This window comes from Elusimicrobiales bacterium, from assembly GCA_041651175.1.
Classification (GTDB): Bacteria; Elusimicrobiota; Elusimicrobia; order Elusimicrobiales; family Elusimicrobiaceae; genus JAQTYB01.
Genome location: JBAZJT010000005.1, coordinates 114,653 through 140,458, shown reverse-complemented (window position 1 = coordinate 140,458; position 25,806 = coordinate 114,653). Strand labels below are relative to the sequence as shown.

Below are 25,806 nucleotides of genomic sequence, written 5' to 3'. Positions count from 1 at the left end.
TTAGCGGGCACCGGCCCGCTTGTTGACACTTACTGCGCGTTGCTGCATCCAATCCGCGTACACAAAATGTTAGCGTTTTATTTTTTTGCTGTCAATTTGGCTTTGGCGGTTTCCGCGCCATAGCTGCCGGGGAACAGCCCTTCCAGCTTTTTATAGGTCGCTTCAGCGTCGGCCTTTCTGCCCGCCAGCTCCTGAGAGACGGCCAGCGTGGTGTAAACCTGCTGGGCCAGGAAATGGTCCGAATACCTGTCCAGAAAGCGGTTCGCCTCGGCGACGGAGCCCATGTAGTCCCCCATGGCCTGTTTTGAAGACGCCAGCGCCGACATTGCAAACGGCGTCAGTCGCGCCGGGCCGGATTTTTCAACCGCGGAGAAGGTGTCCGCCGCTTCCTTGAATCTTCCGGTTTCAAAAAGCAGGTCGGCCTTCAGCAGGGAGCCGTATGAGGCGGCGTCCGCGCGCGGGTATTCCGTCGCCAGCGAGTCCAGCTGCTTTATGGCGGCGTCCACTCCCCCTCCCGCCGCAGTCTGCTGCGCCACGAAGAATTTCTGTTCCGCCGCCTCGGCAATGCGGTTGTGGCGCATCGCCAGATAGACAACCAGCAGCCCCGCCGCCGCGACAGCTATCGCGCTGCCCAGCATATGGTCGCGGTGATGCACTATCCAGGTGAGGCAGGCGTCCGCATGGCGCGACATGAAACCGTGGTGAAGCTCTTCTTTTACCCATTTCTTGCTCATGGTGTCTCCATAGTAAAAATGGCGCCCCCGGGCGGACTTGAACCACCAACCCTCTCCTTAGGACGGAGCAGCTCTATCCAGTTGAGCTACGGGGGCCTCGGTGTCTTGCTGCTAATAGTGTATCAAACTATGGACCGGAATGTCCTTGAGTTTGCTTCTGCCGCCAAGGAAATCCAGTTCTATAAGGAATGCCGCGGCTTCCACCCGCGCCCCCAGCCCGCGTGCCATTTCCGCCACGGCGGCGCAGGTGCCGCCCGTTGCCAGGACATCATCCACTATGATGATTTTGTCCCCCCCCTTCAGTGCGTCGGCGTGCATTTCCAGAGTGTCGGAGCCGTATTCCAGCGCATACGAGGCGCTGACGGTCTTGCGCGGGAGCTTGCCTTTCTTCCGTATCGGGACAATGCCCGCGCCCAGCTCCAGTGCGACGGGCGCGCACAGCAGAAATCCGCGCGATTCCACCCCCAGCACCTTGGTTATTGCCTTCCCCTTGAACGGGGCGGACAGCAGGCGCATCGTTTCCGCAAATGCCTGATGGTTGTCCAGCAGCGGGGTGATGTCCCTGAATGTGATTCCCTTTTTGGGGAAATCCGGCACATCGCGGACGAGTTGTTTTATGGCTTCCGCGCTCATTTTGTCCCCATCTTGAGCCCCGGCACCTTTATAATGAGATTCTTGAGCGGATGATTGCCGACCGGCTGGCCCAGCACGTTGGTGGGGCCTTTTATCACAAGGCTGCCCTGATGCAGGTTAGGGGCGGGGCGGCGCAGATCGCCGCTTTCCACTATGCCCATGCGCTGGGTAACGCGGCGCAGGCGCAGTATGGCGCGCTCCTCTATCTGCCGCACGCGCTCGCGCGAGAGGCGCAGTTTCCGGCCTATCTCGTCCAGCGTCATCGGTTTTTTGCCGGTGAGGCCATAGCGCATTTCCAGTATGGAACGTTCCCTGTCGCCGATTTGCAGTATGGCGGCGTTAAGCTCGTCGCGCATTTTCAGCGAGGAAAGCAGGTTGTCCGGCGTGTTGGCCTCGTCGTCCACGATGGTGTCTTCCACCGTTATGTCGCCTTCCTCGGAACTGTCTATCGCCGCGCCAAGCGAGCCTACGCCCCGCGCCGCCTCGGCGGCTTCCATGACGGCTTTCACCTGGCGCGCGGTCCAGCCCATCTCCTTGGCCATTTCGGCCATGGTGGGTTCGCGGCCCAGTTTGTGCTGCATTTTGTCCCAGCGCTTGAGCCACTGGCGCAGGCTCTCCCAGGCATGGGGCGGGATGCGGATGGTGCCGGTCTGCTCCTCAACCGCGCGGCGTACGTACTGTTCTATCCAGTAGGTGGCGTAGGTGGAGAAGCGGTATCCCCGGTCCGGGTCAAATTTGTCTATCGCGTGTATCAGGCCCAGATTGCCTTCTTCCACAAGGTCCATCAGGTCGGTGCCGGGGCGGTTGTAGCGTTTGGCCGTGGGGATGACCAAGCGCATGTTCAGCTCCATAAGCCGCTTTTTTGCGCGCCGGTCGCCGCGCTTGGCGCGCAGCCACAGCTCGTGCATGTCCTCGCGGCTGACGTCGGTTATCACGTCGTGCATGCTTTTGAAGTACTGGACCACTGAATCGGTGGTGTCTGCTGTCATATTTACCCCTATGCTAGTATCCTGAAATTTTTCTCGCCCTCAGCGGGCGGCATTTCCTGCGCCTGCAGCGCGCGCACCTTCGCCGCCGGGTGGCCGCAGCGCAGTTCCGCCTCGAACCCGGACAGCGTTTTGGAATCCGACTGCGCCTCTATCTCCACCGCGCCGTCGGGCAGGTTGCGGACCCAGCCGGTTACAGCGAGCTTGTCTGCCGCATCGCTTACAAACCAGCGGTAGCCTATTCCCTGCACAAGCCCGCGCGCGACATAGCGCCTCCGCAAAACCAGCATGGCAAATAATACTATAAAGGAAAGAATTACGGCAATCTTCGGGCGGGAAACATCGGGGCGGTGGGGATCGAACCCACGACCTCACGGTCCCGAACCGTGCGCGCTACCATCTGCGCTACGCCCCGTGCTTTCATATTCTACGATAGTTTTGCGGCAAGGACAACTGCGCGACGAAAAAGCCCTGCCGTTCACACGGCAGGGCTTTTGGGTGGAACACCGGGGTTGTGTTATGATTCGGAGCTATTGGCCTCTGCACCGGCCGCGTATGCAGCTTTCTCCGTTGTGGCATTCGGCGGAGGATGAGCAGGCCGTGCCGCTGCCTGTAGTGTTGGGGAAAGTCCAGCAGCCGTGGGAGTTGCAAGTCGTGCAGGTGTCCCCGTGGCAGGAGTTGTGGCCTCCATGGAATATGGGGCCGTCATGGCCTCCTCCGCCGGAATGGCCGCTGCCGTTATGAGTGACGCATTTGCCGCCGGAAAATGTGGCGCCTTTGGGGCAGCAGCGGCCTTTTGCCACGCGGACCCAGCCGTGGCGACAGACCCCTTCCTTGTAAATATTGGCTGGGTGTTTGCGCGCGTAGGCGGTCGCCCTCTGGGCGCAGGATTGGGAAACGCGACCGGTGCGTTTGTATTCCGCCATGCATTGCTTGCCTCCCGGCATATTCTGCATGGCCACGCCGAGTTGGATAAGCCAGTTCCTGTTGGAGTTGGCCGAAGCGGTTTCATAGCTTTCGTCAGCAATCGTGTCAATGTCTGCGGCGGTTATTTCATCGGCATTTGCCATGGCGACGGATTCTATTTCCATTTCGTCAGCGAAATCATCCGCCATAGCATAATGAAAGTCGCCCGCAGTGAATGTTTTATCGTTTTCGCCGGCATAACCGGTTGCGGCAATGGCAGCAACGGCAGTCATCAGTATTGACAGTTTCCTCATAGACTTCCTCCTTGCATTTGGCACCGCATTCAGCATATCCCCTGGACCCGCATTGCGCATGGGCCGGAAGACCCAGCATCCGCCAGTACGGTTTGTCATTGCCTTAAAGCTAGGGAAAAGCTAAAATACCGTATACGCAATGACAGGCATTCTGTTCGCTCTGCGGGGTAACTTACAATGATAATAGCGATAGGCTGCGACCATGCGGGCTTTGTGCTTAAAAACACGGTGATAGAGCGCGTCAAGCGCAACGGACACACTTTCATGGACATGGGGACCGATAATCCGCAGACATCGGTTGACTATCCCGATTTCGCGGCCCGCGTGGCCGAGGCCGTCTCCTCCGGCAAGGCCTGGCGGGGAATACTGCTCTGTGGCAGCGGCATAGGCGTTTCAATAACGGCGAACAAGCACAAGGGTGTCCGGGCCGGCCTCTGCCATGACACTTATTCGGCGGGGCAGGGCGTGGCGCACGAGGATATGAATATCCTTTGCATGGGCGGGCGCGTCATAGGCGAATCACTGGCCTGCTCCATAACCGACACCTTCCTGAATACCGTTTTTTCCAACGAGCCGCGCCACGCGCGCCGGCTTGAAAAGCTCAAGGCCATAGAAAGCCGCAACATGAAATGATTATGAAACCCGCATACGCCGCTTCCTCGTCCGCGCAGCCGTTTCTGAACGCCGGCCTCAGCAAGCTGGAGGCCGTGTCTTTCACCGCCAGACTGTGGAAAAAAGACGCCTCGCTCTGGAAAAAAGAGCAGGCCCACCGCGATATCATAAACAAATCGCTGGGCTGGCTGGATATGCCGCGCGCCATGCCCGCCAGGCTGGGCGAGATAAACAGCTTTGCCCGGCAGGCCCGGTCTTTTTCGGATTGCGTGGTTCTTGGAATGGGCGGCTCCAGCCTCGCGCCGGAGGTTTTTGCGCGGCTGTTCCCGCGCCGCGCCGGCTGGCCGAAACTGCATGTGCTGGACAGCACCGACCCGGGCTGGGTTCTGCGCCTGGCAGGCGAGATAGACCTTAAAAACACGCTCTTTATAGTCTCAAGCAAAAGCGGCGGCACGGTGGAGCCGAATTCGTTTTTCAAGTATTTCTGGCGCGAGCTGGAAAAGCTGTCCGTAAACCCGGCCCCCAACTTCATCGCGATAACCGACAAGGGGACATCGCTGGAACAGTTGGCGCTTGCCAGAAATTTCAGAAAGGTGTTCATCAACCCTTCCGATATAGGCGGGCGGTTTTCCGCGTTGTCGCTTTTCGGGCTGGTGCCGGCGGCGGTCGCGGGCGTGGATGTGAAAAAACTGCTTTCCCGCGCGGCGGACGCGGAACTGGCCTGCCGGAAAAGCGGCGGCAATCCCGGCCTTGAGCTGGGCGCTTTCATGGGCGGCTGCGCGCTGTCCGGCAGGGACAAGATGATTTTGCTCTGCCCCCGCCGGCTGGACGTGTTCGGCCTGTGGACGGAACAGTTGGTGGCCGAAAGCACCGGCAAGGAAGGCCGGGGCATTGTGCCGGTTATCGGCGACGAATCGGACATCGGAGGCAAGGACAGGTTTTTCGTGCATATTCATGCGCCGCTCATGCGCGGCGCGGAAAAGGCGCGCGCGCGCGCCCGCAAGCTGGAGAAGGCGGGCATGCCCGTTTTTTCTCTTGAGATGCGCGACGGCTACGATTTGGGTGCGCTTTATTTCATCTGGGAAACGGCCACCGCCGCTGCCGGCGCGGTAACGGGGATAAATCCTTTTGACCAGCCCAATGTGCAGGAAGCCAAGCTGCTGGCGCTGGCCGCGCTCAAAGACATCGCCTCCGGCGAGGGCGCGCCGCGCCAGCCGCAGTTGCGCCTGTCAAAAGCAGCGCAGGCGGCGCTGCCGGTTCAGCCCAGGGAGCTGGACAGGCTTGTCTCCGGCCTTGCCGGAGACGGCGATTACGCGGCTGTGCTGGCATATCTGGACGGCGGCGCGGAAACAGACAAGGCATTGTCCGCGCTGCGCCGCGCAATCGGCGCGGCGGCCACGTTGGGCTACGGCCCCAGATACCTGCACTCCACCGGCCAGCTGCACAAGGGCGGCGAGGACAACGGCGTGTTCCTGCTGCTCACCGCCGTCCCCGCGCTGGACGCGCAGGTGCCCGGCGAGAATTACACATTTTCGCAGCTTGAATACGCGCAGGCGCGCGGCGATTTCGCCGCGCTTGAGGCCAAAGGCCGCCGCGTCGTCTGGGCGCATCTGGGCGCGGACGCCGCCAAATCTGTTTCGGAAGCCATATCAGGAGGAAGTATGCCGAAAACAACGACAAAAAAACCGATGGTGACCGCCAGGACGACAACCACGGCCACCACCTACAAGACCGGAACGGCCACAAAAACGGCCACCGCCTGGGACTGCGACAACGAGTATGTGACCATAGACCATCCCAAGCATCACGAGACGCTGACACGGGGGCATTATTGCTTCCGCATCGGCGCCAGCAACTGCGACCGCGTGGAAATATCCGTGGACGACCAGACCTGGAAGCCCTGCCGCCATTCCGTGGGCTACTGGTGGCATGACTGGTATTTTGACACGACCGGAACGCATCAGATAGTGGCGCGGCTGCACAAGGGGACCGACACTCTCGTTTCCCGCCGGCGCAGATTCAAAACGTCCTAGGGGATAAGCTCTCAGCCGCAAACGCCGCTTGCCTGGGCGCGGTATCGCGCGCGCAGGAGTGTCTGCCTTGTCTGCGGCATAGAGTCAGGTGTTGTCAGGCCTGCGGGAAAGCAGTCCCGCGCGGGAGCATGGAGGTTTGTGAAGAAAGTGTTTGTGAAAACCTTCGGCTGCCAGATGAACGAGGCCGACTCGGAGGAGATGCTCTCCGCCCTCATGTCGCGCGGCTGCGTTCCCGCCGGCAGCATGGAGGAGGCCGATATCGCGCTGGTCAACACCTGCACCGTGCGCGCCCATGCCGAGCACCGCGCCCTGTCCTATATAGGCAGGCTGGAGAGTTGGAAACGCGCCCGCCCCGGGCGCAGTGTCATCGTGGCCGGCTGCGCCGTGCAGCGGCTGGAACAGGACATCGCCCGCCAATTTCCGCATATAGACCTGGCCGCCGGCGCAAAATCCATAGACTCGTTTTCGGAACTGCTGGACCGCGCCGCAATCGGCTGCGGGCAGGGCGTCGCCGGCGCGCGGGCCGGGCTGCGCGCCTATGTAACGATAATGCGCGGCTGCGGCTGCGGCTGCGCGTACTGCATAGTGCCGTCGGTGCGGGGACCGGCGGTTTCGCTGGAACCGTCCGCGGTGCTGGAGCAGGCCCGCGGCAGGGTTAAAGCCGGCGCGAAAGAGATAATTCTTCTGGGCCAGACGGTAAACAGCTACCGCCACCCCGCCTGCGGCGATTTCGCCGCGCTGCTGGGCGCGGTTCACGGGACGGAGGGCGTCTCGCGTATCCGGTTTATGAGCGCGCATCCGGTTTTCGCGGGGGAAAGCCTGGCCCGCGCATACGCGGAACTGCCCAGGCTGGAGCGGCATATACATCTCCCCGCGCAGTCCGGCTCGGACAAAATACTGGAGCTGATGCGCCGGGGTTACTGCCGCAGGGTTTTCCTGGACAAGCTGGACATGCTGCGCAGGGCGGCGCCGGACATTGCCGTTTCAAGCGATTTTATAGTAGGATTTCCCGGGGAAACGGAGGAGGATTTCCGCCAGACGCTTTCCCTTGTCGGCGAGGCGGATATAACCGCCGCCTACTGCTTCAAGTTTTCGCCGCGCCAGTCGACAGCGGCATGGGATATGAAGGACCGCCCCCCCCAGGCGGAGGTTGAAGAGCGGCTTGCCCGTCTGCTGGAGGCGGTAAAGGACAGGGGCCGCAAATATCTGGACTCGCTTCGCGGACGGCGGGTCGGGCTTTTGATGGAGTCCGCCGAATTCGGGCGGACGTCGCAGAATTTCATAGCGGAGCTGGCCGGCGGCGCGGAACCGGGGTCCGAAGTAAACGCGGTAGTGCGCGGCGCGCGCGGCAACACGCTGCTTGCTGAGAGGATATAGCCATGGAAAATAAAGCGCAGGACGGCCAATTCAAGGAAAGGCGTAAACACGCCCGGCTTCCAATAATGCACGGCGTGCTGGAACCGGTGGATGTCGCCTACGAGCTGCCTTCCGGTTCGGGCAAAAGCGCGGCGCAGCCGGCCATACTGGCGGACCTGTCCGCCGGCGGAATGCGGCTGATGACTTTTCTGGAGCCGCCCAAGGGCCGCCTGCTGGAAATGCGGCTGGACCTGCCCGGCCTGGGCGCGGTGCCGGTGCGCGGCAAAATCTCCTGGATACACGGCAAGGGCGGCGTCTACATGACCGGCATAGCCTTCACCGAAATAAGCAATCAGGCCACGCACAAGATAGAGCTTATGGCCGAGGATTACGAGGATTGCGAAACCCGGGTGGAGCTGAAACTGCCGGAGGCCTGCGTTCCCAACTGCCGCGCGCATTTCCTGTGCAACAAGCAGCAGAAGGACGAAACGCTTTTCAAGGCCGCCGCCAAACCCAAATAACCGCGCGGCTTATGCGCGGCTTTACCACATGCTTGCTTGTCGCGCTCGCGCAGGCGCCGGTTCTTGCGCAGTCCGGCCCGCTTGAGGCGCAATACCGCGCGCTGGCGCAAAGCCCGGCGGCAAGCGGCGCGCAGTGGGCCGTTTACGCCGCCGACGCCGATACCGGCAAAGTCCTTCTTGACCATAACGCCGGCAGCAGGCTTATTCCCGCCTCCACGCTGAAACTGTTTGTTACCGCGGCGGCGGTTTCCGTGCTGGGGCCGGATTACAAATTCAAAACGGATGTCTGCGCCTCCTCCGGCGTCTCAAACGGAACGCTGGACGGGGATATCGTGGTCGTTGGCGGCGGGGACCCGTCGCTGGGCTCCACCGTCATAGAGGGCGCGCGGGATTACCGGGCCGTAATCAACTCCTGGGCCGACGCCGTAAAAAGCGCAGGGATAAGGGAAATTTCCGGCGGGGTGGCCGCCGATGTGTCGCTTTTTGACGGGCTGCCCGTGCCCGACAGCTGGCCTTACGCGGATTTGGGCAATTATTACGCCGCCGGCGCCAGCGCGCTTTCTATAAACGACAATCTCTACAAGCTCTATTTCAGGCCGGGGAGGGAGGGCGCGCCTGCCGCCGTCCTGCGCTCCGAGCCGGACCAGCAAATCCGCTGGGATAATTTCATGCTTACCGGCGCGCCCGGCTCCGGCGACAACGGCTATATTTTCCGCGCCCCCGGCCAGAGGGAGGCGCAGCTGCGCGGCACAGTTCCCGCCGGGCCGGAGGAATTCGCCATCAAAGGCTCCATGCCGGACCCGGCGCTGTTTGCGGCGGAGGCATTCACCGGCGCATTGCGCGAAAAGGGAATTCGCGTGGCAAGGGAGCCGCGCGTGTCCGCCTCTCCCCTTCCCAGGCAAAGGCTGCTGGCCCGGACGGAATCCTACCCGGTCAAAGACATTGTCTTTGTCACCAACAAGCGCAGCTTCAATTTCTATGCCGAAATGCTGCTGCGCGCGCTGGCCGTGAACTCCGGGGACAGAGGCTCGGAGGAGAGGGGGCTTGCCGCGCTTAGAAAATATCTCTCCGGCATAGGCATAACCCCGGACATGGCACGGCTGGCCGACGCATGCGGCCTTTCCAAAAACAACGCCGCCACCGCGCGCGCGCTGGCGAAACTGCTTATTTACATGAGAACCGCACGGGGCGCGGAGGCCTTCGCCGCCTCGCTGCCCTGCCCCGGGGACAGGTTCAGTACCGGACACATAAAAACTTTCTGCGACGGCACCGCCGCGCAGGGGCGGATACGGGTCAAATCCGGCTCGCTGTCCGGGGTGCGCAGCTACGCGGGTTATATAAAGGCCAAATCCGGCAGGACAATCGCCTTCGCTTTCATTATCAACAACTACTCCGTCTCCGGCGCGGAAGTGGACAAACTGCACGAGCGGCTTGCCCAGGCCTGCGCTTTACTTTAGAATGTGATATATGGAATTCGAACCCGCGCTTAAAGCGCTTATTTCCAGGTTTGAGGAGCATGAAGTCAGCTATGCCCTTATCGGTGGTTTTGGCATGGGCGCTTTGGGAATAGCGAGGGCCACCATAGACTTGGATTTTCTGATATTGAAATCCGACATGCCCTCGGCGCACCTGATAATGCTTGACCTGGGCTACCGGCGCGTGTATTTCAGCGGCAATGTATCGCAGTATCAGTCGGATTTTAAGGTTTTCGGTTCCGTGGACATAATACATGCCGCCAGGCCCGTGTCCATGCAGATGCTAAAGGACGCCGTTTCGCTGAAAATTTTCGGCGGCAGCGGCGTGCGGGTTCTGCTGCCGGAGGATATTATCGGCCTGAAGGTGCAGGCCATGTCCAATGACGCGCAGCGCGCGGCGCGCGACTCTGCCGATATAGAGGAGATACTCTGCGCCTGCGCTGGAACAGTGTCATGGCCGCGGCTTGAAAAGTATTTCGGGATGTTCGGCATGTCCGGCAAATTCAAAGCCCTGAAGGCAAAATATGCGAAAAAATAGAAAACGCTCCATCATGGCGGACCCGGCCCGCGCGAAAGCGGACTTCAGGAAGCTGCGCCGCCGCCCCGCAATGACGCTGGACGAATATATCGGATTTTTGGATGCGTTCAACCGTTTCATGGGCCATCCCGTCAAACCGCCTCATCCGATGCGCGGCAGGTTCAGACTCTAAGAGCCTGTCTAAAATCTCCGTATTCTGCTGCAAGCGCCGCTTTTGCTGCTGATACTTCGCGGTCTTCGGCTTACAGGCCTGCGGGCCTGCTCGCCTCAGCCCGCTGCGTCTCAGCAGCAAAATCGTCGCTTTCGCAACGAAAGAGAGACTTTAGACAGGCTCTAACCCGGGAAGCGCGCGCCGGCCCGGCACTTGCGATTTTCCCGAATTCCTGATAGCCTAAGTATAGGCGTTTTTTGCGCCCTTTTAAGGAGACTGTTATGAAACTTGCCGCATTGCTGATTTTCTCCATTGTCGCCGGCCTGCCGTCATTCGCGGAAGACGATTTCTCCGGCGCGGCGTCCGGACAAGAGGCTGATGAATCCGCTTCCCCCTCCCCGGAAGCGCGGCGCTTTGTTCTGGACGAACAGGCCTCCGGGCGGAATTCCTGCGCGCGGCAGGTTGCCCTCAAAGCCGGCGATTCGGAGATAACGCTGATGTCCGGCGGCAAAAAAACAGCCGTAACGAATTTGAACAAAGGCCTTGTCTGCGCGGACAGGCGCGGCGCGCCAGGCATGGAATGCTCGCTGTCGGCCAGCAGGAAAGTTGACGGGGCCGTGCAGTACCGCAGCGGGCGCTGTTTCAGCGATCAGCCGGGACAGAGCTGCGACGCTTTTGACGAGTTCCGCACCATTACCCTGGGCAGCGGCAGTCTGCGTATTGCGCGAGAGAAAGGCTCCTCCTCCAGCGATTGCATTTATAAGGAATTGAACCGGGAAGCCGGGGACGAGGCTGCCGGGAAACCGCGCTCGCGCGCGGCCTCGGCGCAACGCATGGACAAGCTTTCCAAAAAACTTGACGCCGCCGGGAAGCCGCTTTCCGAATCCGGCGGGGGGCTTAAAGCCGCTGCCGCGCTGAACGCGATGTTTGACCGCAACTCCAGCGCCGCCGACGAGGAATTGCAGCCGCGCGCCGCCTCCCCCGACGAGCGCGCCGCGGCGGCGCGCGCCGCGCGGGCGATACCGTCGGGCGTGGACCTCAAGGCCGTAGACAAAGGCGCCAACCCGTGCGCCGATTTCTACCAGCATGCCTGCGGCAGTTGGCTCAAAAACAACCCCATCCCGCCGGACCAGTCCCGATGGGGACGCTTCAGCGAGCTGGATGAGCGCATCAAGGGCCAGCTGCGCGACATCCTGGCCGAAACCGCGCGCAAACGCCGCAAAACCGCCGACGACAGGAAGCTGAGCGATCTCTACAGTTCCTGCATGGACGAAAAAGCCGCCGACAAAAAAGGCGCCGCCCCCATCAAGCCGGACCTGGACCGCATAGCGAAACTGGGCGGCGCAAAAGACCTGGGCCGGGAGATGGCGCGGCTCCAGAAATCCGGCATAGGCGCGCTGTTTTCCTTCGGCTCGCAGCAGGATTTCGGCGATTCGTCGTCCATGATAGCCGCGATGGACCAGGGCGGCATCACCCTTCCGAGGGAGTACTATATTGACCCCAAATACGAAGACGACATGAAAGCCTACCAAGCCCATATCGCCAAAATGCTGGAACTCTCCGGCGCCGCGCCCGGTCAGGCCGCAGCCGAGGCTAGGCAGGCGGTTGAGGTGGAAACAAAACTGGCCTCAATCTCCATGGACAGGGTCAGCCGGCGCGACCCGGCCAATGTTCATCACAAGATGAGCCTGTCCGATTTCAAGGCCATGACACCGTCTTTTGACTGGGACGGCTATCTCTCAGAAATAGGCGCGCCCGTCGGCAAAATGGGGCAGATAGACGTCAATGACATGAAATTTTTCTCCCAGCTGGGAAAGACAATGGCGGCCCTGCCGCCCGGCGCGTGGAAGGCGTATCTGCGCTGGCAGGTAGCGCACGGACGGGCAGGGGCGCTGTCTTCGGCCTTTGCCGACGAAAATTTCGCGTTCTTCGGGCGGCGGCTGTCGGGCCAGGAGGAGCTTGCCCCGCGCTGGAAACGCTGCGTCAGCCGCGTTGATAAAACGTTGGGCGAGATTCTGGGAAAGAAATTCGTGGAGCGGCATTTCAACGCCGACGACAAGGATACCGCCCTGCGCATGATAGCCCAGGTGGAGGAAGCCATGCGCCAGAATATAGGCCGCGTGGACTGGATGGGCGGCGAGACAAAGCGCAAGGCATTTGCCAAGCTGGATAAGGTGGGCAACAAAATCGGCTATCCCGACAAATGGCGCGACTATTCCGCGCTGAGCATAGCGCGCGGCGACCTGGCCGGCAACGCAGCCCGCGCCTCGGCCTTTGAAACGGCGCGCGACCTGGCGAAAATAGGCAGGCCCACGGACAGGAAGGAGTGGTTCATGTCCCCGCCCACCGTAAACGCCTATTACAGCCCTGACAACAACGACATCAACTTCCCCGCCGGGATTTTGCAGCCGCCGTTCTACAATTCCGGCGCGGACCTGGCGGTCAGCTACGGCGGCATAGGCGCGGTGGAAGCCCACGAGCTTATCCACGGCTTTGATGACCAGGGCCGCCGTTACGACGGCGACGGCAACATGAACGAATGGTGGACGCAGCAGGACGCCGGAAATTTCAAAAAGCGCGCCGGCGGCTTCGTGGAGCAGTACGCGCAATTTGTGGCGCGGAATTATCCCGGCAGCGACGCAAAACAGGCCGGGCAGTTCGCGCTGGGCGAAATCATAGCCGACAACGGCGGCATGCACCTGGCCTACGAGGCCTATATGAAAACGCAGGCGCAGCATCCGTCGGGCAATATGGACGGATTCTCGCCGGAGCAGCGTTTCTTCATGGGTTTCGGCCAGATATGGTGCAACAACCAGACCGAAAAGGCCGCCCGGATGCAATTGCTGGGCGACCCGCATCCGCTGACCAAGTTCCGCGTAAACGGCACCGTGTCAAATATGCCGGAATTCAAGAAGGCGTTTTCCTGCGGGGCCAATGCGCCCATGGTCAACCCGGCCCCGTCCCAAGTCTGGTAGCCGCGAGCGGAGGCTGCCGCGCGGGCGGCAGCCTCCGGCCCGAAAGCGCGGCGGCGGTTCCCGTCAAGCCCTCAAAAAATGTTTAATAGCGGTGTGGAAAAACCCATAGTGCTGATGGGGCCGACGGCCTCCGGCAAAACCGATATCGCCATCGCGCTGGCAAAAGCCTGCGGCGGCGAGATAATCTCCGCCGATTCCCGGCAGATTTACGCAAAACTTTCCGCCGGAACGGCCAAGCCGCCGGGGCAGTGGGTTGAAAAAGACGGCGCGCGGATGTACCTGTCCGGCGGGGTGCCGTATCATCTGGTGGATTTTCTGGACCCGCGCAGTTCTTATGACGCGGGCAGCTTCGCCGCCGCGGCAGCCGCGGCGGAGGCCGCCATCCGCGCGCGCGGCGCAAGGCCGGTATTTGCGGGCGGCACCGGGCTTTACCTGCAGGCCTACTGGAACGGGATGGACGCGCTGCCCAAAGGCGACAGCCAGCTGCGGCTTGCGCTTGCGCGCCTTGCGCGGGAACTGGGGCCGGAGGGGATGCACGCGCGGCTGCGCGGGCTTGACCCGCAGGCGGCGGAAAAAATTCCGGCCGGCAACATACAGCGCGTCATACGCGCCATGGAAGTGCGCGAGCTTACGGGCATACCCATCTCGCAATTATGGTCGGGCCGGTTTTACGACGCGCTGCCCACGCACAAGGCGGTATTTTTCGTGCTGGACTGGAGCCGCGACGTGCTGCGCGAGCGCATCGCCGCCAGAACCCATAAAATTTTTGACGCCATGGCCTCCGAGACGGACGCCCTTCTGCAATCCGGCTACCCGGAGGACTGCCCCGCGCTTAAAAGCCTGGGATACCCGCAGGCCGTGGATTATCTGCGCGCCAAAGCCGCCCGGACGGACACTATTCACCGCATTATCACCCTCACCCAGGCCTACGCCAAGCGGCAGATCACCTGGTTGCGCCGCTACAAGAACATACGCTGGATTTCGCTGTCGGATTCGCGGGACTGGACGCCGGAGGAAGTCTCCGGCATAGCGCTGGACAACGCGCGCGCTTTATGACCGAAAAAGCCATACTGGCCGGAGTTGAGCTCAAACGCCCCCGCCGCGCGGGCGCGGAGGCGGCGCAATCGTCGCTGGACGAGCTGCGCCGGCTCTGCGAAACCGCCGGCGCATGTCCGGTAGAGGCGTTTTCCATAAGGCTCTCGTCTTTCCACCCCGCCACGTTGGTCGGCTCCGGCAAGGCGGAGGAGCTGGCCGCCGCCGTCCGCCGGCTGGAGGTGGACACCGTTATTTTTGACGAGGAACTTTCCCCCGCGCAGCAGCGCAATCTGGAGAGCATAATACACGCCAAAATCATAGACCGCACCCGGCTGATACTGGATATTTTCGCCCTGCGCGCCAGGACGCGCGAAGGCAGGCTGCAGGTGGAGCTTGCCCAGCTAAACTACATGCTGCCGCGCCTTACCGGGCGCGGCGGCGAGATGATGCAGCAGACCGGCGGCATAGGCACGCGCGGCCCCGGAGAACGGCGGCTGGAATACGACCGCCGCCGTCTGCGCGAAAGGATTGTCGCGCTGGAGCGGGAGATAGAAGCCGTCCGCGCCGAAAGGCTCAACCGCAGGGGGCGGCGCGCCTCCGTCCCGCTGGCTCAGATAGCCATAGCCGGATACACCAACGCCGGAAAATCCACCCTGCTTAACGCGCTTTCGGGAAAGCGCGATGTTTACGCAGACAATAAGCTGTTTGCTACGCTGGACACCACCACCCGCCGCGTCCGGCTCAAAAGCGGGGCCGCCGCGCTGTTTACGGACACCGTCGGTTTCATCCAGAAGCTGCCGCACGGGCTGGTAGCCGCCTTCCGCGCCACTATGGAGGAAATCGCCGCCGCCGACTGCGTGGTGCATGTGCGCGACGGCGCCTCCCCGCTGTGCCGCGAGCAGAAGGCCACCGTGCTTGCCACTCTGGCAGAGCTGGACGCCGCGCATATCCCTGTGGTGGAGGTTTTCAACAAGGCGGACCTGCTGGATGCGCGGCGCATGTCCGCGCTGCGGCGCGAAAACCCGGACTCCATATTTATCAGCGCGCTTGAAGGCCGGGGGCTGGACGAGATGCTGCTGGCGGTGGAGCGGGTGCTGTCTGCCGTCTGGAAGCCGCGTCGGCTGGTTGTCGCGGCGGGCAGGGGCGCGCTGCTGAACCAGATTTACGAAAGCTGCATGGTTATCGCCCGCCGCCAGGATCCCGCCGGGAACACGGAGCTGGAGCTGCTTGCCACCGACGGCAACTGGGAGCGGATTTCCAATCTTGTCAGTGAATAGCGGGCTATTTGTAAAACCGGGTGGTCCAGCCGGTGCGGGAGGAGAACATTTCCTCGTTTTTCAGCGCGAACAGGTTCTCGCATTTGCTGGAGATATAGCCTTCCGGCAGCCGCTCCAGAACGGTATCGCCGGTTTTTCGGTAGACTGAAAATTCCGCCGCCTCCAGCGAATTGAACAGTTCAGCGCAGGTGTAGCCATAGCGGGCGAACTGGCTCTGGCAGGATTCAAAGTAAACGCAGGATGTCCGGGCCAGGGTTTTTGCCCCGCCGTCCAGAACGAACTTCTCGCAGCCCTCGGTGTCTATTTTAAGCAGCGCTATTTCGCCGTAGAGCAGCCGGGCCATATCGTCCAGTGCGCGGGCGGGCACGTCTATTCCTTCGTCCGAGAGGCGGTTTTCGTCGTCGGCGTTGGAATCCGAAATGCGCACTCCGGTTCCGTTGGCTGCGGCAGCGGCGTTTACCGGGGTTATGTTCACAAAGCCGTTTAGTTCTATATTTGAGACAAGATAGCCGTAAATGCGCGGGTGCGGCTCCGCCGCCAGGACATGCCCCTGCCTGCCCGCCGCCGCGGCGGCTGCCAAGGCCAGCGCGCCGATATTGGCGCCGATGTCTATTATGTTGTCTCCGGGTTTTACGTAGCGGGCGATGAAATCTGTGTCGCAGGAACGGTCCTGCCTGTCAATCCAGTACTGGGCGGAAAGCGCCGACGGAAAAAAACGCAGCCGGAACCCCCCCATGTCCATGGTAATCAGCCGGCACAGCCCGCTGCGCATAAGCAGCCGCGAAGCCAGGAATTTAACCGGTTTTTTTTGCGAGCGGGCTATTTCCAGTTTGGAGGTCAAAACTCCAGCCCCAGTTTGATGTACGGCGCGCCGAGGTTGCGGTTTTCGTTGGAATATCCGCCGGGTATGGCGAAAAGCACCTGCGGGTTGAGGTACTGGTATCCCAGCACAAACAGCATGGACGGCCCGCCGCCGTTGGGTATGAACTTGAACCCCGCCTGCCCGCCGATTACATAAGAGTTGCGCACGTCGCTTTGCTGCGGCACGACGTCCTTGAAACTGTTTATGGCCCCGCCGCCCTCTGCGGCCATGGTGAAGTAGACGCCGCCTTCGGTCATCTGCATATCATAGGAGGCGCGCAGAGTTATAGGCACTATCACGTAGTTGAGGTCGGCGAACCTGTCTTCCACCGGGAAGTATCCAACGAAAAGCCCCAGCGACGGAGCGTTTTTGTCGTAGAGGACCACCAGCCCCGCCTCGCCGCCGGTGGCGGTGTTTGTGAAATCGCTTTTAAGCCTTGTAGCGGCGGATGCCTGGACATGGAACGTGGCCCAGGAGGGGCCGCTGTTGAGCGTCTGGCGCTGGAAGGGAATGTACTCATCGGCCCCGGCGGCCCGGACGCAGCATAAAAATACAGCGGCACAGAAAATTTTTTTCATAGGTTCCTCCGATGAGAAACAGTATATCTAATTTTCCGCGTTTTTTGCCCCGGATAAAAATAGGTCCAAATGCCCATGAACATGTCCGCTAAAGTTGCTAAACTTACAACAGTATCCGCAGCGACAGCGGACTGTCGGATTATTCCATGCGAAGGCGCCGGGCAGGCCGGCCATCCGCAGGCTTGCCGCGAAGGCGGGCTCTGCCAACGGAGAGTGAACAATGCAACTCAGTCCCATAGACTACCTGGTAATTTCCATCTACTTCCTGTTTGTCATTTCCATAGGAATAATTCTCAAGCGCAAGGTGCATTCCAGCGCCGATTTTCTGGGCGGGCATGGCGGCAAGAATGCCATCCCGCTGTGGATAACCAGCCTTGCTTTCATCTCCGCCAATCTGGGCGCGCAGGAAGTGCTGGGCATGGCCGCCTCCGGCGCGAAATACGGCATAATGACCGCGCATTTTTACTGGGTGGGCGCCATACCGGCGATGGTGTTCCTGGGGCTGTTCATGATGCCGTTTTACTACGGCAGCCGCGCGCGCTCGGTGCCGGAATATTTGAGCCTGCGCTTTGACGAAAAAACCCGCCTGCTCAACGCATTTTCGTTTGCGACGATGACGGTTTTCTCCTCCGGCATATCGCTCTACGCGCTGGCCATACTGCTTAAGGTGCTGCTGGGCTGGGACTTCGGGGTTTCGGTGCTGCTGTCGGCGGGCATTGTGGCGGTGTATACTTTCACCGGCGGGCTGCGCAGCGCGATTTACAACGAGGTGCTTCAGTTCTTCCTTATAGTGCTGGGCATAGCGCCGCTGGTCTACGCGGGAATGCACCGCGTCGGCGGCTGGAGCGGAATGCAGGCCCGGCTGCAGCCGGTCATGACTCACACGTGGCAGTACATGGGCTCCGCCAGCGACAATCCGATGGGCATAGGCCTGTTCGGGATGCTGATGGGACTGGGGTTTGTGCTTTCGTTCGGCTACTGGTGCACGGACTTCCTGCTGGTGCAGCGCGCCATGGCCGCCAGGAATATGTCCGCCGCGCAGCGCACGCCGCTTATCGCCGCCTTCCCGAAGATGATGATGCCGTTTGTTGTCATACTGCCCGGGCTTATAGCCATTACGCTGTCCCAGATGGGAAGCGGCTTCTCGCTTCCCTTCAAGCCGGACGGCCACACCACGGATTTTGACATGACGCTGCCCACCATGCTGGCGCATTTCTATCCGGCGGGGCTGCTGGGCGTGGGGCTTACCGCGCTGATGGCTTCTTTCATGTCCGGCATGGCGGGCAATGTAACCGCCTTCAACACCGTGTGGACTTACGACATCTATCAGGCCCATATCCGCAAGGACGCCACGGACGAGCATTATCTGCGCATGGGCCGCATAGCGACGGTGGTGGGCATAGCGATTTCAATCGCCACGGCTTATCTGGCGCGCAGCTTCAACAATATCATGGACCTGCTGCAGCTGGTATTCGGTTTCGTGAACGCGCCGCTGTTTGCCACCTTCCTGCTGGGCATGTTCTGGAAGCGCACCACCGGCCACGGCGCATTCACCGGCCTGCTTTCCGGCACCGCGGCGGCTGCCGCCGTCCACGGCCTGACCACGGCGGAAGGCAAGGGCGGCTGGCTGATACCCTGCAATCTGTCTTCGGTGCACCAGTTCCATTCCACCATGGGCCAGGCTTTCGCAATCGCCATAACGGCATGGGTGGTCTGCTTTGTGGTTACAATGGTGGTAAGCCTGCTTACCAAGCCTAAACCGGACGAGGAGATGCGCGGCCTGGTCTACAGCCTGACCGAGCGTCCCGCGGAAACCGAGACGCGCTGGTACATGCGGCCCATGCCGCTTGCGGCCTGCGTGCTGGCGCTGACGCTGGCGCTGAACTATCTTTTCCACTAAGGGGGCAATATGCTGGACAGACTGCTTGACGATTTGCGTTTTCCGATAGGGCTGCTGTTTCTGATATTCAGCGTCATCCTGGTGATTTCCGGGATGGTGCTGCCGCTCAAGCCGGACGCGGAGATGAACCTGAACGTCGTCTCCGGCCTGATGATGGGCGTTTTCGCGTTGTTTATGCTGGTAACTTCGGTTATATCGGCAAGGGCGGGCTGCTCGCAGCAGCCGGACGCCAAATAGCGAACCGCCGTTTCCGCTTCCCGCAGTCCCGCCATACGGCGGGATTGCGGGTGAAAGCGACCCCCAAAAAAATCAGGGCGCTTTTTCCCTCTCGTAAGCCGCCAGCGCCGCCGGAAACGGCGCCAGCGCGCGCTTTAACACTCCCTGCAAAAACGAGATAGCCACCCCGTAGTTTGTCATCGGCACGGCGGCCTGGCGCGCACGCTCCATCTTATAGAGCATGTCGCGCCGGTTTGTCATGCAGCCGCCGCAGTGTATTACCAGCTTGTAGCTTGAAATATCGTCCGGGAAATCCAGCCCGCAGGTGGTTTGAATATCCAGTGCCGCGCCCGTGTGCTGGCGCAGCCAGCGCGGTATTTTGACGCGGCCTATATCGTCCTCCAGCGGGTGGTGCGCGCAGGATTCTGCTATAAGCACCCTGTCGCCGGATTTGAGGCTGTCTATCGCCGCCGCAGCCGCCGCAAAGGCGGGCAGGTCGCCTTTAAGCCTTGCAAAGAGTATTGAAAACGTGGTGCAGGGGATATTCTCCGGCGTGTCGGCCATAACTTTCTGCACGGCCTGGGAATCGCAGACGGTTATGCAGGGCGGTTCTTTCAGAAGCGAAAGCGCATGCGCGTATTCGCGCTCCTTGACCACCAGGCAAAGCGCGTCGCTGTCCAGCGCGTCCCGTATGGCCTGAACCTGCGGCAGAATAAGCCGGCCTTTGGGCGCCTGCAAATCTATCGGCACCACAAGCGCGGCCACCCCGCCGGGCCGCAGCAAATCGCCGATAAGCGGCGGCGGGTTAAGGAATTCGTCCGGGCAGGCGGCCAGCAGCAGCCGCTTGAACTGGTTGCGGTATGCCTCGCGGTCTGCCGCGCCGGCGCTGATGCAGGAAAAATAATGCGCCGTTTCGGCTTTTACCTGTGCGATGAAATCTTCGGAAACCGGCGCGAGGTCGGCTTTGTTTAATACCGTAATCAGCGGTATGCCGCGCGCTTTTGCCTCGCGGGAAATAAGCAGTTCGTATTCCCCCCATTTGCCGGTTTCGGACACCAGCACGGCGACGTCGGCGCGTTCCAGCGCGCGTTTTGTCTTCTGCACGCGCAGCCTGCCCAGCTCCGAGGAATCGTCAAATCCCGCCGTGTCCAGAAAAACGACAGGCCCCACCGGCAGCAGTTCCATGGCTTTTTCCACAACGTCGGTGGTGGTGCCGGGGACGGGCGAGGTGATGGCGGCTTCCTGCCCGCAAATCAGGTTCAGGAAACTTGATTTGCCGACATTGGTCCGCCCGAAAATCCCGATATGCAGCCGCAAAGACCTAGGTGTTTTTTGCATTCTTGTGCCCCAGCGCGGTAAGCGATTCCGGGGAGAGGACGCGCTCCACAAGCTCTGCGCCGAGCTTTTTAGCCAGATAGCCGCGGAAATCGCCGCCGCCTTCGGCCTCAAAACCCTGCAAAAGCTCAAGCGCTTTCCGGTAGCCGACATGCGGAAGAAACGGAGTTATCAGCGCGGTCGGCGAAGAGCAGTTGGCGAGGCAGGTTTTTTCGTCCGCGGAGATGGCTTTCACATGCGGTTCCAGCGCGGTATCGGCGGCGGACAGAATATCCAGCGATTCCAAAATTGAGTGCGCCAGCAGCGGCAGGAATTCGTTGATTTGCAGGCTGGCGCGGGAGGCGCATTCCGCCACCAGAGCATCGTTTGCCATGGCCTTGAGCGCGCACTGCGTGGCGGCCTCGCATATGACGGGATTGTATTTCCCCGGCATTATGCTGGAGCCGACCTGCACCGGAGGCAGCTTTATTTCGCCAAGCAGATTCAGCAGCCGCAAATCGCCGCAGATTTTGGCCAGAGTGGTCGCATGGGCTTTGAGTATGCCGGAAACTTCCACGAACACGTCGGAATTGGCTGTTTCGCCCGGCAGATTTTCGCCCCGGCTGAGGCCAAGTCCCGCGGTCTGGCGCAATTTTTCAAGCACCAGAAAAATATAATCTCTGGGCGCGCCAAGCCCCGTTCCTATGGCCGTTCCGCCCAGATTGACCACGCGCAGCCGTTCCTCGCATTTGAAGGCGCGCCAGCGGTCGCGCGAGAGGGCCTCGGCCCAGGCGGAAAATTCCGCGCCCAGCGTCATCGGCACGGCGGGCTGCATTTCGGTGCGGCCCGTCTTGACCACGCGGGCGAATTTAGCCTCGCCCGACTGGAACGCGCCCTGCAATCTGGCTGCCGCCTCGCTCAGCGCGCGCACCTTGTAAACGCAGGCTATTTTCAGCGCGGTGGGGTAAACATCGTTGGTGCTCTGGTGCAGATTGACATGCTCAAGCGGATGAATTACCGCGTAATCGCCCCTTTTCCCCCCCAGCAGCTCTATACCCCGGTTGGCGATTACCTCGTTGACGTTCATGTTCGCGGAGGTTCCCGCCCCGCCCTGCAAAGCGTCCAGCGGAAACTGATTGGCGAATTTGCCGTCTATGATTTCGCCGCAGGCCGTGATTATTGCGCCGGCCTTTTCCGCGTCCAAAAATTCCAGCTCCTTGTTGGCCTGCGCCGCCGCTTTCTTGACCATGGCCAGCGCTTTAATCAGCGCGGGGCTGACCTTCTGGCCGCTTAACCGGAAATTGTCCAGCGCGCGCTGGGTATGCGCGCCCCAATAGGCGTGTTCCGGCACATTTATCCCGCCGAGCGAGTCTTTTTCAACGCGCAGTTCCATTCCTATATGATACCATGATTGCAATAAAAAACGGGAGCGTTCCGTTATGAATAGTGTGACAGACGCGGTTCTTGTGGCGGCTTTCCGCGATGGCGACGCGGAGGCTTTCGAAGCCCTCTATCGCAGGCATGAGGCCGGGCTGTATTCATTTGTGTTGGCGATGGTCAAAGACGAGGCCGCCGCCTCGGATATATTCCAGGAGACCTTTATAAGGGTTTTCCGCAATATAGACAAGTATTCCGAGGAGGGCAAGTTCAAGGGCTGGCTGTACCGGACGGCGTCCAATCTGGCGATGGACCATTTCCGGCGGGCGTCGCGGCTTGGGAGTTTCCTGCCGGACGGGGAAGATGAAGAGGCGCCGCAGCGCGAGCCGTCCGCCCGCGGCGAGGAGCCGGAAATTTTGCTGGACCGCCTCTCGGACGGGGAGGCCGTGGCAAAGGCGCTGGACGCGCTGCCGCCGGAGCAGAAAGAAGTGGTTTTGATGCGGGAATATTCGGGAATGTCTTTCAAGGAAATAGCGCAGGCCACCGGCGCGCCGCTGGGCACGGTGCTTGCGCGGATGAGCAGGGCGGTACGCAAAATGCGGGCCGCGCTGGAAAAAGGTGAGAGGCTGCCGCTATGATCGGTTGCGACGAAAATGCCATTCTCTTCCATTACGGCGAAATGGACGCCGCGCAATCTGCCGCCTACAGGGGCCATTTGACAGGGTGCGCTTATTGCCGCGACCGTCTTGATATTCTGGCCGCTCTGGGCGCGGCCTGCCATAAGACCCGGCCCCCGGCGGAGGTTTACGGGAATATACGCGGCGCCGTGCTGGGAGGACAGACTGCGGTGCAATACATGTTCTCGCTGCTGCGCCCGGCCATGGCGGCCGCGGCGGTGCTGATTGCCCTGTTGGCTTTCAGCGCGGCAAGAAAGGCCTCCTCCGCCATAGTGGCCGATAAATGGGACGACGATTTCAATGCGGTGGCCGTCTCGGTCTCGGCGGAGGCGGCAGGCATGAAGACCGGCTATGAATCGGACATATATGACTACAGGACCAGCATGCTGGAGGATTTCGGCAGCAGGACGGACCAGTATATCGGAGGGTGAGATGAAGTCCTTTCAATTGGAAAAGGCGGCAGCGGGAAAATGTGATGGCACGGGTGTGAAATCGCTGTTTGGGCGGTGTGCGGCGGTTGCTATTTTGGGTTTTGCCGCAGCGTTTTTGGCGGTATGCCCGCAGGCAAAATCGGCAGATACTGTATATTCCAGCCAGACTCCGGGTGATACGGAATTTGACCCGGACATAGAGAATCTGCCCGTGGATTCCGAAGCGGGCAACGAGAATGAGGATAACAGCGTGCGCGCCAGCACCGCCGCGCATAAGGACGGAATGCAGCGTCGCGGCGGTGGAGATGTCGCCGTCAGCAGCGGAACCCGCAAGGGGAATATGCGCAGGCCGCCTCCTCCGGGCGGCGACGAACGGGGCGGGTCTATGGGCGGCGGGGGCGAAGCGTCCGGTAACGGCTTTGGCAAGGGTCATATGCGCAGGCCGCCTCCGCCCTCCGGCGGAGATGATGATCCGGGTTCTTATGCGTCCGGCGGCGTGGACGACGGGGCTGTCGGTAAAAAGCCGGAGGGCCGGGGCATGCGCCGCGGCATGGGGCACCGGCGCGGCGGCAATATGCTAAAAAGCGGACAGGAATTTCAGCAGGGAACGGTGAGCGGAAACGCCGGTTCCGGCGGTAATGAGTGATGCCCTCACGGTTGATAAAATCGTATGACAGGAGGAATGTGATGAAAACAGCATTGGCAGTTCTGGCAGTGATTGCGCTGGCATATGCGCCGCTTCTCGCGTATGACGCTGCGCCTCAGCCGCCGGTTGCCGGCGGCGGTCAGGCCGCGCCGGATGCCTCCGGCCCGGATATGGATGCGGCAGGCCCGCCCGGCGGCGTCTACGATATAGATGATGACGAGGACTCGCCCAGGCCCGGTCCCGGAGACATGAAGCGCGGCGATATTAAAGGAATGCGCGGCGGCAGAATGCACGGCGGCGAAATGCGCGGCGGTATGCGCGGCAAGGCGCCCCACGGCGGCATGATGGGGTGCAAGCAATGCCCGATGGAAGATGGCAAGCGCGGCATGATGGGCGGCGGCTTCGGTGGCGGATTCCCCGGCATGGACAAGATAGCGGAACAGGTGCGGCAGACGGATGCCGCCTTCGCCGACAGGCTGGAGAAAATGCGCAAGGACGCTCCCAATCTTTTCCACGCGCTGCTGCGCAATATCGGCCCCAAAATGTTCTTTTTCGCGGCAAGCGACAAAGAGGCCCGCGTCAAAGCCATCGCCGTGGTGAGTCTGGATGCGGACATTCTGGAGTTGTCCCAGTCCTACAGGGAGGCTTCCTCGGCGGACAAAACCGCGATTAAAAAGAAAATGGAGGCCAAGCTCGCCCAGCAGTTTGACGCAAAATTGGCGCTGGACCAGGCGCGCGTTGACAACCTCAGCGGGGAGCTTGCCAAGCTCAAGTCCCGCATTGAAAAGCGCAAATCACAAAAATCGGACCTTGTCTCAAAGCGTTTGGATGAGATTACCGGCGAAGCAGAGCCTTGGTAGTCTCTCCCTCCCCCAAACGAAACGCCCCGCAGCCGGCAGGCTGCGGGGCGTTCTTTTGCGGAAAAAAAAATCTGAGCTCTCTATCTGGCCGGGCTGGAAAACAGATACTGTCCCTTGTCAGACTCGCCGTGGGCGACAAGGGTGGGAACTCCCAGCATCTTGTCCGCGGTGATGTAAACACTGGCGCGCAGGCGCACAGGCTTGTCGTATTTCGCGAAAATATCTCCCGCTTGCAACTCGCCTATGTAGCCGTGATCGTTTATCCGCACTTCAAGGTTAAGAGGGTCGCGCCATGAATCGGCCAGCAGCAGGTCGCCGGCGGTGAGGCGGAATTTCAGCGGGAATACGGGGTTCACGAACTGTTTTATCGCCACCGGCACGTCGCCCTGGTTTTTGAGAATCAGATAACACATCGTGTTCGGCGCCCGGGTGAGTTTAGCCAGCCGGCGGGACACATTCACCTCCCCCGAAATACAAAAGGCCGAGCGCATGAACGCCGGATACCCCAGCTTCGCCGCTCCGACGGCGGCGGCAATCACAGCCAGCGTGAAAACGTATTTTTTCATAGTAACAACAATGCCATCCCCTAATATAAGTATAGCACATCCCGCGCGCTTTGCGCCGGATTTTTGAACCTGCGAAGGTGATCCTTGACAAATGATATTGCCGGTGATATTATATTATTGTGAGAAGCGAAATTTTGCTCCGGCGGATACGGCAGGGGGCTAAGCACAATGTTCGGTTTGCCGATTTCATAAGGCTTGTTGAGGCATATGGTTTTGTGTTTGCCGGACAAACGGGAAGCCATAAGGGTTACCGTCATCCCTGCGGGGCCGTGCTTACTTTGCAGGAAAAAGACGGCGAGGCCAAGCCGTATCAGATAACCCAATTCCTCAAGATGGCGGACGCCTATAATCTCAGGATGAGGTAAAGCTATGCGCAAAATACTGAAAAAATCCGGCGATGATGGTTATACCCGCAAGGTGTTTTACAGCAGCGAGGATAAATGCTGGGTTGCCGTCGCGCCGGAAATACCCGGCTGTTCCGCTTTCGGCGATACCGACACGGATGCGTTAAAAGAGTTGGATGCCGCGATAAAACTTAATTTCCGCATCAGGGCGGAGAACAAACTGCCGATTCCCCCTGCTTTGTCGGGGCAAAAATTAGGCGGAAGATTTCTTTTGCGCATACCAAAGACCCTGCAGCGCAGCTTGAAAGAAGAAGCTTTGGAGGAGGGCGTCTCTGTCAATCAGTATACGCTATTCCTGATTTCCACCGCGCGCGCCCAAAAATATCCGTTATCCAGAGGTGTTTAGGGTGGTAATAAAAATGCAATCAGCGAATGGGGCTATCGCGGAAACGATTTAATGAGTGTAAAGTTAACCTGAAAATTTCAGTT

Annotated in this window: 28 protein-coding genes and 2 tRNA genes; 18 read left to right on the top strand and 12 right to left on the bottom strand. The window is 60.6% G+C overall.

The annotated features are described in order from the left end of the window. Positions 1-77: 77 nt before the first annotated feature. From WC421_04690 to WC421_04660, 7 genes are all read right to left on the bottom strand, one after another. Entirely contained in the window at positions 78-734 is a 657-nt protein-coding gene (locus WC421_04690) for a tetratricopeptide repeat protein (protein ID MFA5161523.1), read from the bottom strand. 19 nt (positions 735-753) lie between these two features. After that, positions 754-830, bottom strand: a tRNA-Arg gene (locus WC421_04685). A gap of 15 nt (positions 831-845) precedes the next feature. Further along, positions 846-1,367, bottom strand: a complete 522-nt coding sequence (locus WC421_04680) for an adenine phosphoribosyltransferase (protein ID MFA5161522.1) — start codon at positions 1,365-1,367, stop codon at positions 846-848. Continuing rightward, positions 1,364-2,356, bottom strand: a complete 993-nt coding sequence (locus WC421_04675; protein ID MFA5161521.1) for a sigma-70 family RNA polymerase sigma factor — start codon at positions 2,354-2,356, stop codon at positions 1,364-1,366. Before WC421_04675 ends, WC421_04680 begins: the two co-directional genes overlap by 4 nt. 8 nt (positions 2,357-2,364) lie before the next feature. Continuing rightward, positions 2,365-2,643, bottom strand: a complete 279-nt coding sequence (locus WC421_04670) for an acylphosphatase (protein ID MFA5161520.1) — start codon at positions 2,641-2,643, stop codon at positions 2,365-2,367. Between the two features lie 52 nt (positions 2,644-2,695). Then, positions 2,696-2,768, bottom strand: a tRNA-Pro gene (locus WC421_04665). A 115-nt stretch (positions 2,769-2,883) separates the two neighbouring features. Further along, a complete protein-coding gene (locus WC421_04660) occupies positions 2,884-3,573 on the bottom strand; it encodes a hypothetical protein (protein MFA5161519.1) in 690 nt (229 codons plus the stop codon). A 177-nt stretch (positions 3,574-3,750) separates the two neighbouring features. Between WC421_04660 and rpiB the strand changes: the two genes are divergently transcribed. The 10 genes from rpiB (at position 3,751) to hflX (ending at position 15,546) form a co-directional block, all read left to right on the top strand. Further along, entirely contained in the window at positions 3,751-4,206 is a 456-nt protein-coding gene (rpiB, locus tag WC421_04655; GenBank protein MFA5161518.1) for a ribose 5-phosphate isomerase B, read from the top strand. Beyond that, entirely contained in the window at positions 4,203-6,218 is a 2,016-nt protein-coding gene (locus WC421_04650) for a hypothetical protein (protein MFA5161517.1), read from the top strand. Before rpiB ends, WC421_04650 begins: the two co-directional genes overlap by 4 nt. A gap of 138 nt (positions 6,219-6,356) precedes the next feature. After that, positions 6,357-7,595 (top strand): MiaB/RimO family radical SAM methylthiotransferase, encoded by a 1,239-nt coding sequence (locus WC421_04645; GenBank protein MFA5161516.1) that lies wholly within the window; start codon positions 6,357-6,359, stop codon positions 7,593-7,595. Between the two features lie 2 nt (positions 7,596-7,597). After that, on the top strand, positions 7,598-8,095 hold the full coding sequence (locus tag WC421_04640; GenBank protein MFA5161515.1) for a PilZ domain-containing protein: 498 nt from the start codon (positions 7,598-7,600) through the stop codon (positions 8,093-8,095). 11 nt (positions 8,096-8,106) lie between these two features. Continuing rightward, positions 8,107-9,552, top strand: coding sequence for a D-alanyl-D-alanine carboxypeptidase/D-alanyl-D-alanine-endopeptidase (dacB, locus tag WC421_04635; protein ID MFA5161514.1), 1,446 nt, complete (start codon positions 8,107-8,109; stop codon positions 9,550-9,552). A 10-nt stretch (positions 9,553-9,562) separates the two neighbouring features. Beyond that, positions 9,563-10,108, top strand: a complete 546-nt coding sequence (locus tag WC421_04630; GenBank protein ID MFA5161513.1) for a hypothetical protein — start codon at positions 9,563-9,565, stop codon at positions 10,106-10,108. Continuing rightward, complete coding sequence (locus WC421_04625; GenBank protein ID MFA5161512.1) at positions 10,095-10,280, top strand: hypothetical protein; 186 nt, start codon at positions 10,095-10,097, stop codon at positions 10,278-10,280. The genes WC421_04630 and WC421_04625 overlap by 14 nt, the downstream gene beginning before the upstream one ends. Positions 10,281-10,540: 260 nt before the next feature. Beyond that, on the top strand, positions 10,541-13,234 hold the full coding sequence (locus WC421_04620; GenBank protein ID MFA5161511.1) for a M13 family metallopeptidase: 2,694 nt from the start codon (positions 10,541-10,543) through the stop codon (positions 13,232-13,234). Positions 13,235-13,327: 93 nt separating this feature from the next. Further along, on the top strand, positions 13,328-14,290 hold the full coding sequence (gene miaA / locus WC421_04615) for a tRNA (adenosine(37)-N6)-dimethylallyltransferase MiaA (GenBank protein MFA5161510.1): 963 nt from the start codon (positions 13,328-13,330) through the stop codon (positions 14,288-14,290). Continuing rightward, entirely contained in the window at positions 14,287-15,546 is a 1,260-nt protein-coding gene (gene hflX / locus WC421_04610) for a GTPase HflX (GenBank protein MFA5161509.1), read from the top strand. The genes miaA and hflX overlap by 4 nt, the downstream gene beginning before the upstream one ends. 4 nt (positions 15,547-15,550) lie before the next feature. On the opposite strand, the gene WC421_04605 is transcribed toward hflX, so the two are convergent. Together WC421_04605 and WC421_04600 are read right to left on the bottom strand one after the other, a co-directional pair. Beyond that, on the bottom strand, positions 15,551-16,387 hold the full coding sequence (locus tag WC421_04605; protein ID MFA5161508.1) for an FkbM family methyltransferase: 837 nt from the start codon (positions 16,385-16,387) through the stop codon (positions 15,551-15,553). Next, positions 16,384-16,986 (bottom strand): hypothetical protein, encoded by a 603-nt coding sequence (locus WC421_04600; GenBank protein ID MFA5161507.1) that lies wholly within the window; start codon positions 16,984-16,986, stop codon positions 16,384-16,386. Before WC421_04600 ends, WC421_04605 begins: the two co-directional genes overlap by 4 nt. Before the next feature lie 220 nt (positions 16,987-17,206). Between WC421_04600 and WC421_04595 the strand changes: the two genes are divergently transcribed. Both WC421_04595 and WC421_04590 read left to right on the top strand, forming a co-directional pair. After that, positions 17,207-18,886 (top strand): sodium:solute symporter family protein, encoded by a 1,680-nt coding sequence (locus WC421_04595; protein ID MFA5161506.1) that lies wholly within the window; start codon positions 17,207-17,209, stop codon positions 18,884-18,886. A 9-nt stretch (positions 18,887-18,895) separates the two neighbouring features. Continuing rightward, positions 18,896-19,123, top strand: coding sequence for a hypothetical protein (locus tag WC421_04590; protein MFA5161505.1), 228 nt, complete (start codon positions 18,896-18,898; stop codon positions 19,121-19,123). Between the two features lie 72 nt (positions 19,124-19,195). On the opposite strand, the gene hydF is transcribed toward WC421_04590, so the two are convergent. Both hydF and WC421_04580 read right to left on the bottom strand, forming a co-directional pair. Continuing rightward, positions 19,196-20,440 (bottom strand): [FeFe] hydrogenase H-cluster maturation GTPase HydF, encoded by a 1,245-nt coding sequence (gene hydF, locus WC421_04585; GenBank protein ID MFA5161504.1) that lies wholly within the window; start codon positions 20,438-20,440, stop codon positions 19,196-19,198. Beyond that, positions 20,424-21,809, bottom strand: coding sequence for an aspartate ammonia-lyase (locus WC421_04580; GenBank protein ID MFA5161503.1), 1,386 nt, complete (start codon positions 21,807-21,809; stop codon positions 20,424-20,426). Before WC421_04580 ends, hydF begins: the two co-directional genes overlap by 17 nt. A gap of 46 nt (positions 21,810-21,855) precedes the next feature. Between WC421_04580 and WC421_04575 the strand changes: the two genes are divergently transcribed. The 4 genes from WC421_04575 to WC421_04560 all read left to right on the top strand — a co-directional run bounded on the left by WC421_04575 (position 21,856) and on the right by WC421_04560 (position 24,407). Beyond that, a complete protein-coding gene (locus WC421_04575; protein MFA5161502.1) occupies positions 21,856-22,431 on the top strand; it encodes a sigma-70 family RNA polymerase sigma factor in 576 nt (191 codons plus the stop codon). Beyond that, the gene (locus tag WC421_04570; protein MFA5161501.1) at positions 22,428-22,901 is read left to right on the top strand and encodes a hypothetical protein; all 474 of its coding nucleotides are present in this window, start codon (positions 22,428-22,430) and stop codon (positions 22,899-22,901) included. The genes WC421_04575 and WC421_04570 overlap by 4 nt, the downstream gene beginning before the upstream one ends. A 211-nt stretch (positions 22,902-23,112) precedes the next feature. Further along, positions 23,113-23,547, top strand: a complete 435-nt coding sequence (locus tag WC421_04565; GenBank protein ID MFA5161500.1) for a hypothetical protein — start codon at positions 23,113-23,115, stop codon at positions 23,545-23,547. A 41-nt stretch (positions 23,548-23,588) separates the two neighbouring features. Beyond that, positions 23,589-24,407 (top strand): hypothetical protein, encoded by an 819-nt coding sequence (locus WC421_04560; protein MFA5161499.1) that lies wholly within the window; start codon positions 23,589-23,591, stop codon positions 24,405-24,407. Positions 24,408-24,487: 80 nt separating this feature from the next. Here WC421_04560 and WC421_04555 read toward each other — a convergent pair whose 3' ends face one another. Next, positions 24,488-24,973 carry a hypothetical protein gene (locus WC421_04555; GenBank protein MFA5161498.1) on the bottom strand — a complete coding sequence of 162 codons (486 nt, stop codon included), beginning with the start codon at positions 24,971-24,973 and terminating at the stop codon, positions 24,488-24,490. Positions 24,974-25,092: 119 nt separating this feature from the next. On the opposite strand from WC421_04555, the gene WC421_04550 reads away from it, so the two are divergent. Together WC421_04550 and WC421_04545 are read left to right on the top strand one after the other, a co-directional pair. Then, complete coding sequence (locus tag WC421_04550; protein ID MFA5161497.1) at positions 25,093-25,338, top strand: type II toxin-antitoxin system HicA family toxin; 246 nt, start codon at positions 25,093-25,095, stop codon at positions 25,336-25,338. A gap of 4 nt (positions 25,339-25,342) precedes the next feature. Then, complete coding sequence (locus tag WC421_04545) at positions 25,343-25,723, top strand: type II toxin-antitoxin system HicB family antitoxin (protein MFA5161496.1); 381 nt, start codon at positions 25,343-25,345, stop codon at positions 25,721-25,723. Positions 25,724-25,806: the final 83 nt, after the last annotated feature.